At 42.0% G+C, this 9,755-nt stretch carries 12 protein-coding genes; 8 read left to right on the plus strand and 4 right to left on the minus strand.

What is annotated here, in order from left to right; translation table 11 throughout:
- The 3 genes from H6F92_RS18340 to pap all read right to left on the minus strand — a co-directional run.
- Nucleotides 1-494 (minus strand): RNA-guided endonuclease InsQ/TnpB family protein (locus H6F92_RS18340; RefSeq protein WP_190359006.1); only part of this gene is annotated, 494 nt, incomplete at its 3' end.
- A gap of 3 nt (nucleotides 495-497) precedes the next feature.
- Nucleotides 498-653, minus strand: coding sequence for a hypothetical protein (locus H6F92_RS18345; protein WP_190359007.1), 156 nt, complete (start codon nucleotides 651-653; stop codon nucleotides 498-500).
- Nucleotides 654-686: 33 nt separating this feature from the next.
- Nucleotides 687-2,180 carry a polyphosphate:AMP phosphotransferase gene (gene pap, locus H6F92_RS18350; protein ID WP_190359008.1) on the minus strand — a complete coding sequence of 498 codons (1,494 nt, stop codon included), beginning with the start codon at nucleotides 2,178-2,180 and terminating at the stop codon, nucleotides 687-689.
- Between the two features lie 208 nt (nucleotides 2,181-2,388).
- Between pap and galE the strand changes: the two genes are divergently transcribed.
- Both galE and H6F92_RS18360 read left to right on the plus strand, forming a co-directional pair.
- Complete coding sequence (gene galE, locus H6F92_RS18355) at nucleotides 2,389-3,387, plus strand: UDP-glucose 4-epimerase GalE (protein WP_190359009.1); 999 nt, start codon at nucleotides 2,389-2,391, stop codon at nucleotides 3,385-3,387.
- 234 nt (nucleotides 3,388-3,621) lie between these two features.
- Nucleotides 3,622-4,047, plus strand: coding sequence for a hypothetical protein (locus H6F92_RS18360; protein WP_190359010.1), 426 nt, complete (start codon nucleotides 3,622-3,624; stop codon nucleotides 4,045-4,047).
- A gap of 119 nt (nucleotides 4,048-4,166) precedes the next feature.
- Here H6F92_RS18360 and H6F92_RS18365 read toward each other — a convergent pair whose 3' ends face one another.
- Nucleotides 4,167-5,138, minus strand: a complete 972-nt coding sequence (locus H6F92_RS18365) for an FkbM family methyltransferase (RefSeq protein ID WP_190359011.1) — start codon at nucleotides 5,136-5,138, stop codon at nucleotides 4,167-4,169.
- 162 nt (nucleotides 5,139-5,300) lie between these two features.
- Between H6F92_RS18365 and H6F92_RS18370 the strand changes: the two genes are divergently transcribed.
- The 6 genes from H6F92_RS18370 to H6F92_RS26595 all read left to right on the plus strand — a co-directional run bounded on the left by H6F92_RS18370 (nucleotide 5,301) and on the right by H6F92_RS26595 (nucleotide 9,646).
- Complete coding sequence (locus H6F92_RS18370) at nucleotides 5,301-6,761, plus strand: MBOAT family O-acyltransferase (RefSeq protein WP_190359012.1); 1,461 nt, start codon at nucleotides 5,301-5,303, stop codon at nucleotides 6,759-6,761.
- On the plus strand, nucleotides 6,761-7,720 hold the full coding sequence (locus H6F92_RS18375; protein ID WP_190359013.1) for a hypothetical protein: 960 nt from the start codon (nucleotides 6,761-6,763) through the stop codon (nucleotides 7,718-7,720). Before H6F92_RS18370 ends, H6F92_RS18375 begins: the two co-directional genes overlap by 1 nt.
- The gene (locus tag H6F92_RS18380; RefSeq protein WP_190359014.1) at nucleotides 7,717-8,979 is read left to right on the plus strand and encodes an NAD(P)/FAD-dependent oxidoreductase; all 1,263 of its coding nucleotides are present in this window, start codon (nucleotides 7,717-7,719) and stop codon (nucleotides 8,977-8,979) included. Before H6F92_RS18375 ends, H6F92_RS18380 begins: the two co-directional genes overlap by 4 nt.
- A 76-nt stretch (nucleotides 8,980-9,055) precedes the next feature.
- Nucleotides 9,056-9,301 (plus strand): hypothetical protein, encoded by a 246-nt coding sequence (locus tag H6F92_RS18385; protein ID WP_002739747.1) that lies wholly within the window; start codon nucleotides 9,056-9,058, stop codon nucleotides 9,299-9,301.
- Nucleotides 9,301-9,567 (plus strand): type II toxin-antitoxin system PemK/MazF family toxin, encoded by a 267-nt coding sequence (locus H6F92_RS18390; protein WP_265795589.1) that lies wholly within the window; start codon nucleotides 9,301-9,303, stop codon nucleotides 9,565-9,567. Before H6F92_RS18385 ends, H6F92_RS18390 begins: the two co-directional genes overlap by 1 nt.
- Entirely contained in the window at nucleotides 9,548-9,646 is a 99-nt protein-coding gene (locus H6F92_RS26595; protein WP_338420911.1) for a hypothetical protein, read from the plus strand. The genes H6F92_RS18390 and H6F92_RS26595 overlap by 20 nt, the downstream gene beginning before the upstream one ends.
- Nucleotides 9,647-9,755: the final 109 nt, after the last annotated feature.

The following is a 9,755-nucleotide window of genomic DNA, read 5'->3' on the forward strand; positions in this document are numbered from 1 at the left end:
CTAATTGAAATATGCCAGCGTCCAGACGGATGTAATCTGACTGTTACTGTACTTGGGTCACAGCTTTCTGGTATTTGTCTTGACCATCGAATAGGTAAAGGTTCTGTGCATTTAGCTAAATAGATTTGTTTGTCTTTAAATTTAAAAGCAGACTTAGTAAATTCGGCACTTCCTCCCTGATGTTTTTTCTTAAAGTTAGGATACTTAGTACGACCAGCAAAGAAATTAGTGAAAGCTGTTTGTAGGTGTCTTAACCCTTGTTGTAAAGGTACACAGCTAACTTCGTTTAAAAAGTCTAATTCTTCTTGCTTTTTCCAATCGGTTAGCATTGAAGAAGTTTCAGTATATCCTACTCTTTCTTGTCTTTCATACCAAGCTTGTGTTCTGAGATGGAGAGCTTTATTGTCAACCAATCTTACACAGCCCAAAGTGCGCCGCAATAGCGACTCTTGTTCGGGTGTTGGGTAAAATCGGTAAGAATAGGCTTTTTCCATACCTCACATTTTAGCATATATTTCGTAAACGATGCTCATATTTAACAGTAAAGCCGTCGTAGAACGACGGGGTTTCAGACCCAAAATTTTCGATGATTGTTTCTCCTCTGGTGGATATTCAAAACGTTCGATGAAGTTCTCGACTCTGCTTCTCAGCACATCAGGGTTAAGGGAGGGGAATCGAAAAAATCCCTATCCCCGTTGTTTCAAACCGGTTTCAATAGCAGCAATTACTGTTTCTATGACTTTAACGCGGGCGAAATACTTATCATTTGCCGCCACAATTGTCCAAGGGGCGACGGGGGTGCTAGTACGGGCTACCATGTGATTAACTGCCACATGGTAGAGGGGCTGTTTTTCTCGATTGCGCCAATCTTCATCGGTGAGTTTATGTTGACGATAGGGGTTAGTTTGGCGTTCGTTGAAACGATTTAACTGTTCTTCGGGGCTAATATGTAACCAGAATTTGACTAAAACACAGCCTGAATGGGTTAATTGGGCCTCAAATTCGTTAATTTCTTGATATGCCCGTCGCCAATCCATATCTTTAGCGAATCCTTCCACTCTCTCCACTAAAACCCGTCCATACCAACTGCGATCGAATATACCGATAGTTTTGGCTGCGGGTAATTTGCGCCAGAAGCGCCAGAGATAATGATAGCGGTGTTCTTCCTCCGTCGGGGCAGCAAAGGCAATCACTTGATAACTGCGAGGATCGAGGGTATCGGTTAAGCGTTTGATCGCACCTCCCTTACCGGCGGCATCCCACCCTTCAAAGAGGACTAAAACGGGAATATTTGCCTGAAAAATCTCTAATTGCAGTTTTCTTAATTCCACCTGTGCCTGACGCAAACGGATTTTATAGTCTTCTTTTTCCAATTTGGCACTTAAGTCCACTCTCCCTAGATAATCGGGTTCCGTGGGCAGTAATTGGGCTTGGGGTGGTAGATTGACAGGGGGTTCGATCGGTAATTGGCGCTGATCCAAGGCTTGAGCGATCGTACCGACTAATTGGGAGAGAACTTTTACCCGGGCCCAACGTTGACAGTTGCCCTCCACCAATATCCAAGGGGCGGCCCCCGTGCTAGTGTAGGTAATCATTTCCTCGGCTAAACTGGCATACTCATCATAACGTTTGGCCTGCTGCCAATCTTCCGGACGCACGCGCCAAGATTCTAGCTCATTTTCGGCGTATTCTTTGATGCGTGACTTTAATTCCTTTTGACTGAGGTGAATCCAGAATTTAGCGATCGCAACCCGATCATCAAATAATTGTCGCTCAAAGGTGTTGATATCGCGCATGACTAGGGGAATCTGGGAGGAGGGCAATTTGTTTAAGAGTCGATCCTCTAGTAGATGGGTGTACCAACTGTGATAAAAAATGCCGATACTGCCTTTTGCGGGCAGTTTTTGCCAAAATCGCCACAAAAACGGGTAACTTTCCTCTTGGGGGGAAGGGGTTAAAATTGGATGGACGGTAAAACCGCGAGGATCCATATAGTTAACCATTTTTTTGACTAAAGTTCCCTTCCCTGCCGCCGCCCAACCTTCCAAAACCACCACCACGGGTAATTTACATTCCCAACAGGACTGCTGTAGCGATCGCAGTTGCTGCATTAAATCTTTAATTTGTGATTGATAAGTTTCTTTGTCAAGGGAAAGAGATAGATCGAGGGGACTTAACATGATGGTCAAATAAGTAGGTAGGTGTTAAAAATTGTCAGACACCCCCCTTATCAAGGGGGGCAGGGGGGATCGGCACTACCCTTATCAAGGGGGGATTAAGGGGGTATCCAAGACAATATCTATCTTCAATTTAATTATAACGACTTACTTAAAAGCAAAATTAGGGTATAAAGTTATAGACAAGTCAATTTCAAATAGGTATGATCGCGTGTCTCAAGTTAAACCTACCATTCTCGTCACTGGCGGTGCGGGTTATATTGGTTCCCATGCAGTTCTAGCGCTCAAAAATGCCGGTTATTCCGTCATCGTACTCGATAACTTATCCTACGGTCACGCCGAAATTATTAAGGATATATTAAAAGTTGAGTTAATTGTCGGTGATACCAGGGATCGATCGCTGCTGGATAATTTATTTGCTAGTCGTGATCTTGCCGCTGTCATGCACTTTGCCGCTTTTATTGCCGTGGGGGAATCGGTGCAAGAACCGGCTATTTACTATCAAAATAATGTTAGTGGTAGTCTGACTCTTTTGCAAGCGATGATCGCCGCCGATGTGAAGAAATTTGTTTTTTCTTCCACCTGTGCCATTTATGGAATGCCCAAGGAAATTCCGATGACGGAAAGTCATCCCCATCATCCCCTCAGTCCCTACGCAGCCAGTAAGGAAATGGTGGAACAAATTCTTAGGGATTTTGATCGGGCCTATGGTTTAAAATCGGTGGCTTTCCGTTATTTTAATGCTTCAGGAGCCGATCCCAGTGGTTTATTAGGGGAAGATCACCAACCGGAAACCCATTTAATTCCCCTGGCTTTATTAACTGCCCTGAAAAAACGGGATTCCCTGTCAATTTTCGGCACGGATTATGATACTCCCGATGGTACTGCTGTTCGCGATTATATCCATGTTAATGATTTAGCACAGGCTCACGTTTTAGGCTTAGAATATCTCTTAAATGGTGGCGAAAGCAATGTGTTTAATTTGGGCAATGGTAACGGTTTTTCCGTGCGTGAAGTGATTGAAACAGCGCAAGCGGTAACTGGTTTAGATATTCCCGTCATCGAAAGTCCCAGAAGGGCAGGCGATGCCCCTATTTTAATCGGCAGTAGTGATAAAGCTAAACAGGTTCTCGGTTGGCATCCCCAATATGCCGATCTCAAGGTAATAGTTGAACACGCCTGGAATTGGCATCAAAAAAGACACGCTTAACAGCGATTGAGTGCTAAACTTTAGTATTATCAGATTGAACAATTCTAAGTAAGTGGTTTCAATTAAATTGAAGATATATTTTGTCTTTGATCCCCCCTTAATCCCCCCTTGATAAGGGGGGTATTTGACAATTTTGAACACCCACCTACTTATCAGTCGATAACAGTAAAAAACTGCTAGAGGCTGATAGTTCACTGCTATAAGCTTCTCTAGAATCATCTCGAATACAATGCTATGAATAACAAAATAATCTTAATATTTATAGGCTTGACTTTTTTAGCAAGTTGTGCTGATAGTAAACAGTTTCAATGTCAAAAAATCTATCAGATTGCCAACGAGGTGGCCCAAGAAACCAAATCCTTAACCAAGGGTCAAGGGACAGAAATTGACCAAAAAAGTTGGCTATTAGCCGCCGATAAAATCGAACAGGCCGCAGAAAATATGAAAAAATTAGCAGTGAAGTATCCTGAACTAGAGAAATATAAGACCGCTTTCGCTCAGGTTTATGAAGATTATGCCACTGCCACTCGTGAAATAATTCAAGTTATCGAAACTCGCAATAAAAACGGGGCAAAATTAGCACAGGAAAAGGTCAGAAAAGCCGGCCAATTAGAAAAAGAAACTGGCGAAGCTTTTAATACCTATTGTCAAGCACAGTAAGGCAGTTATCAGTTATCAGTTATCAGTTATCAGTTAGAAGGTGTTGGGGTTTTGGGGTATTAGTTAAAATTTCCCCATTTCCCCATTTCCCTATCTCCCCATCACCTCACTTCTGTACTTTAGGGTTTAATTGCGTACAAAGTGCCGACATTTTTACTGCGAGGCATCCTGGAAAAGATGATAAAACCGAAGTCTTGCAGATGTTTGACTAAAGCATCGGGGCCCTTTTTATGCCATTCCATCATGACAATTTTCATCTGTCCCAATTGACCAGTTGCCGCTAAAGAATCGAGGATTTCGTATTCGGAACCTTCACAATCAATCTTGGCAACAATATCGGTATCGGGATAGTCAGAGGTAATACCTTTAAACACATCGGTGAAAGGTTTCAGAATTAAATCGGCTGTAGCGGTTTGTTTCGAGGCAAAAGGTTTTAATTGGTTGTCAATACCAGAAATACCAACACTACCTTTCACGGTGTAATCGTATTCGACTTGAATAATTTCATCCCGAGCGCCGACTCCATAATCAAAAGCTTTAATCTTCTCCGCTAGATTGGGATTGAGGGCAAAATTTCTGAAAGCTTGGTCGTAGGTAGCCTTAAAAGGTTCGTAACTATAGACAGCTTTCACATTAGCTCGATTGGCAAAAAAGAGACTAGCAAAACCCGTATTCATACCGATATCGATCGCTACACAGGGCTTGTCATAGAGGAAATTATATACACCTAAAAGGAAAATTTCATGGGCGATATCCAAATCCTGTCCCGTCTCGATAATTAACTTAACTCCATCGATCTCGATAATTAATTCCTGTTGCTCATCAATATAAAATTGACAATCAGCCAGAGCTTTTAAGGCTTTAGCTTTGTTAAAAACTTTACTAGCCAAGAGGAAATCCTGCTTATTTTTGCTTAAACTGATACCTAAAGGTTTATAAAAAAGTTGACCAGATTTAGCATCATATTCCACATAATTAGGACTAATATTATGCTCTGCCAACTGACTAGACCAATATTGATCAGCAATATGGGGATAATTCTTAAATTGTCGATAGCGTTTATGTGCATCTAACAGTTTTTGGTAAAGCATTGCTTGTCTAGCCTCAATTTTTTAGGATTGCTGGAGGTAATTTTATGGACAAGTCTGACAAAATTTGATAGGCTTGTCAAGAAAATCCCTCTTCTGTGAGCATCAGAAGTCAGGAAACCCATCTCAAACAAGGTAACACAGACCATCAGGAGTTAACAAGCCTTGAATTACTCTGATTTTATATTTTGGTGGATATTAATCCTTTTTAGCGTTCCTTTCCTAACGGCGCGCTATATAGCGAAGTCCTTCAATCTCTGGCGAGGTGTTTTTGATGGGGTCGGATTAGCGGCACTGTCCCTGATCCTGTTTTATTACGCCAGTCGCACCAGTTTCCTCGTTTTCATCGTCTCCCTAGCCTTTAACTACATTATGGTCTGGCTAGTGCTGAAAATGAGCGGCTGGAAAGCGAATCTCCTAGCCACTATCGTTATCGTCATCGATATTCTCGTCCTTGCCTACTTCAAGTATTTCGGCTTTTTTGTGCAGGAAATCATCGGATTGGTCGTTTCTCTCCCCCCTAACTGGAAGGAACTTTCCCCAATTCCCGTGCCTAGCCAAATACCGCCGGGGGTATCCTTCTATACCTTCCAGATGGTGGCTTTCGTGGTGGACTCCCTACGGGAAAAGAAAAAGAAACCCCTAGCCGTCCTCGATTATGTCAATTTTATCTCCTTTTTCCCGCAAATTGTCGCAGGTCCGATCGAGCGTCGCCGGGATTTATTACCACAAATGGAGGGATTTCGCCTCAAATTTACAGGAGAAAACTTCGAGAAGGGTTTGCGTTGGCTTTCCCTCGGTTTATTTATGAAATTTGTCCTCGCCGATAACATTGCGCCCTACATCGAATTAGATAAGATGATCGATAATGCTTGGTATATCTGGTTTGAGGCCTTTTTATTCACCCTGAGAATCTATTTTGACTTCGGTGGTTATAGCTTTATTGCTGTCGGTTTAGCCTATTTTGTCGGGGTTAGATTAGAATTAAACTTTTTAGCCCCCTACACATCCCAAAGTATTAACGAATTTTGGCGACGTTGGCATATTACCCTTAGCACTTGGTTTCGGGATTATGTATTTTTACCCCTAATGGGTTCCAATAAAAATTGGGCGCCTTTTTATCTATTCATTACCTTTACTCTTTCAGGTTTTTGGCACGGGGCGGCTTGGAATTTTATCTTTTGGGGCGCTTACCACGGGGCATTATTATTATTACTGCGTTATCTAGGTCGACCTTTCTATGCTTTCGTCGGGAAATACGTTTCTCAGCCGCAAATTGTCTCCTGGGCTTTAACGCAATTGGCTGTCATTTTTGGTTGTCTCTTTTTCATGGAGATGAACACCAGAAGATTAATCGGCAAAGTGCTGGTTATTGCCAATCCTTTCAATTATTCCTTAGCTAATATCGCTGAGATTTTTAGTTCCTATAGTCTCAATCAAGGAGCAGTTTTAAGCGTTGCTTTAGTTCTTGGTATCATTGTTTTAATCCTCGAACATCTGGCTATTGCTCAGAAAAAGTTTGAATATGAACTATTACTATCGCCTTGGATGTCTAAAATATTGCTAGGTTTAACTATTCTCCTAGCTTCCACTAATACCGGTGACTTTATTTACTTTGAATTCTGATGAATACTAAATCCTTTAACCCTTTCCCCTGGTTAGCCTCTCTGGGAGTCGCTTGGTCCCTCGGCTTTGTTTATAATGTCATCTACGGTGGCGAATTAAGCTGGTTGCGGATGATGTACGAGGAAAAATCAGCGATCGCATCTAGTACCGAAGGACCGCGGCGTTTAATCGTCACGGCGGGATCGGGGGCGCATTATAGCATAAATTCGGAATTAATGGCCAAAGAATTGGGAATGCCCGTGGTTAACTTCGGTTTACAGGGGGATATCGGCTTAAATGTCATTGCCGCTATGATTCTCGAAAAAGCGCGCCAAGGAGACGTAATTCTGCTGATTCCTGAATATCTCATGCTCATGGATGAGGACGGTTTTAATCGCGGCGAAGGACTTTGGGGATCGGCTCCTTTTAGCGTCGCTATTGGCAAACCGGGGTTAGGTGGGATACCTTTAAAAACCATGATCGAGGATACTTGGTTATTAGGTATTCCGGGGATGCGTGCAGTCACTAAATCCACGGTTGATTTATTCACTAAAGGCAGAATGACGGGTTATCTTTCCGATCCGATTACTAATACAGGTGATCCGACTATAGTTAAGGAAAGAACAGGGAAATGGTGGCAAATGACCTTTGATACTCCTGCTTCTCCTCACTCGATTAAATTGATTGAAAAACTCAAGAAAGATTTAGAAGCAAAAGGGGCGACTTTAGTGGTTTCTTTGCCCTGGGTTTATGCTAAAAATGATGGTAAAACCGTTGCTAATATTCGCAAATCTGCCGAAGAATTAAGTCGGGTTGTGCCAACAATTTACGACCCAAAAGACTTGAATATTAAGACCGATTCTACCATTTTTGCTGATACCCATTATCATCTTTTGCCTCCAGAGAGAATTATTCGTTCAGAACAATTAGTTTCGGAACTGAAACCCATCCTAAACACAACTGAGAATAAAAATCCATGAATAAACCTATAACTAAGATTTGCATTCTGGGGGGTGGTTTTGGAGGGTTATATACGGCGCTCGATCTGAGTCGATTAACAGCAGTAAAATCAGGTCAATGGCAAATAACTTTAGTCGAACCGAAAGACCATTTTCTCTTTACTCCCCTTCTCTATGAACTAATTACAGGAGAATTGCAACGCTGGGAAATTGCCCCCTCCTACCGTCAATTATTAACAGGAACTAAGGTTAATTTAAAAACTCAAAAAGCCAGTAATATTGACTTAAACAATCATCGAGTATATTTAGAAAATGAGGAAGTTATAGATTATGATTACCTCGTTTTAGCGGTGGGAGTGCGGAATCGTTGGCCGGCTATACCGGGGTTAGCCGATTATGGGCTGACTTTTCGGAGTTTAGAGGATGTGGAAAAATTACAAACGGCAATTCATGAATTAGAAACTCAAGGAAAATCCTCAATTAATTTAGCAATTATTGGCGGCGGTCCTAATGGGGTAGAATTAGCCTGTAAGGTAGCTGATGGTTTAGGAAAAAAAGGCAAAGTTCATCTAGTGGAAAAGAACGAGGAAATACTGCAAAACTTCCCTAAATCGGTGCGTGTTGCTTCCTATCGTTCCCTTTTAGCCAAGAATGTTAGTCTCTATTTAAACACAGGATTAAAGGAAGTTGCAGCTAATTCCATAACCGTATTTAAAGATAATACAAATGAAGTTATCCCCATTGATTTATTATTGTGGACAGCAGGAACCCAAGCACAGGATTGGATCAATAATTTAGATTGTCAGAAAACAGCACAAGGCAAATTATTAACCCGCTCCAGTTTACAATTAATCGACTATCCCGAAGTTTTTGCCCTTGGGGATCTAGCCGAAATTTATCCTAATAAACAGGTAATTCCTGCCACAGCACAGGCAGCCTATCAAGCAGCCAGTGTAGTAGCCAAAAATATCTCGGCAGTGATTAGAAAAAAATCGCCCCAACCCTATTATTATCTGCATTTAGGTGATATGTTAACCCTGGGTAAACAATCAGCCCTTGTCTCCAGTTTTGGCATTAATATTACTGGTAGATTGGCTGATATAATGCGTCGATTTGTCTATATACTGCGTTTACCCAGCAAACGCCATCAATTGAAAGTGTTTCAACATTGGGCAAAAAAAATTCTTCTCCGACTCCGTTATTCACAGGTGTTATCTAATACTAAATCCGTTGAGTATAGGCTACATATTAGGAGAGGAAAAAGGCAAAAGGGAGAATAAATAATCAGTTCCAACCAGGTTGTTAGTCCTTACACAATTGGCTACAATAGTCCTACACAAGCTACGAGAGAAAAGTATGCCTGAATTAAAAATTAGCATTAGTGAGGCTGCTCACAAAACGCTGTTAGCACTCGTTGACTCCTCTGGGGATACGCTCCCAACAGTATTAGACAAAGCCATCGAAAATTATCGCAGATATGTTTTTCTAGTTCAAGCGAATGAAGCCTTCGCCGCCTTAAGGAAGAATGAGACTTTATGGCAAGAGGAAATTTCTGAAAGGCAGACATGGGAGCAAACTCTCGCTGATGGAGTAGAAGGGTAGTGGCAGAAATTACCAGAGGAGAAATATGGCTAGCAGATCTTAATCCAGTAAGGGGGCATGAACAGGCTGGTAAGCGTCCATGTTTAGTGATTTCAGCAGACCTGTTTAATCAGGGTGTATCTGGCTTAGTTGTTGTTTTGCCAGTAACTTCTAAAGACAAAGGAATCCCTTTTCACCTAAAAGTGGAACCCCCAGAGGGAGGAGTGAAAATGCCCAAGTTTTATCAAGTGCGAGGACGTAAGATCAATATCAGTAGAACGACTTGAGAAGCGATGGGGAACTGTATCCTCAGAAACGCTGGCATTGGTTGAAGACAGACTGAGAATCTTAATGGGACTGTATTGACATCCTCGCCGCCGTAAAACGGACGGCGATTCCCAAACCTCACGATTTGGGTTTCTGCTTCTTTCCCGAAGGATTTTTCGCACCTGCCTTAACAGATTTACTCTGTTCT

The organism is Microcystis wesenbergii FACHB-1317 (assembly GCF_014696875.1).
Taxonomy (GTDB): Bacteria; Cyanobacteriota; Cyanobacteriia; order Cyanobacteriales; family Microcystaceae; genus Microcystis; species Microcystis wesenbergii_A.

Bases quoted from the DNA above. Each gene is read 5' to 3' on its own strand.
- H6F92_RS18365 (WP_190359011.1), bottom strand. From the start codon at position 5,138: ATGCTTTACCAAAAACTGTTAGATGCACATAAACGCTATCGACAATTT.
- pap (WP_190359008.1), bottom strand. From the start codon at position 2,180: ATGTTAAGTCCCCTCGATCTATCTCTTTCCCTTGACAAAGAAACTTAT.
- H6F92_RS18375 (WP_190359013.1), top strand. From the start codon at position 6,761: ATGAATACTAAATCCTTTAACCCTTTCCCCTGGTTAGCCTCTCTGGGA.
- H6F92_RS18385 (WP_002739747.1), top strand. From the start codon at position 9,056: ATGCCTGAATTAAAAATTAGCATTAGTGAGGCTGCTCACAAAACGCTG.
- H6F92_RS18360 (WP_190359010.1), top strand. From the start codon at position 3,622: ATGAATAACAAAATAATCTTAATATTTATAGGCTTGACTTTTTTAGCA.
- H6F92_RS18380 (WP_190359014.1), top strand. From the start codon at position 7,717: ATGAATAAACCTATAACTAAGATTTGCATTCTGGGGGGTGGTTTTGGA.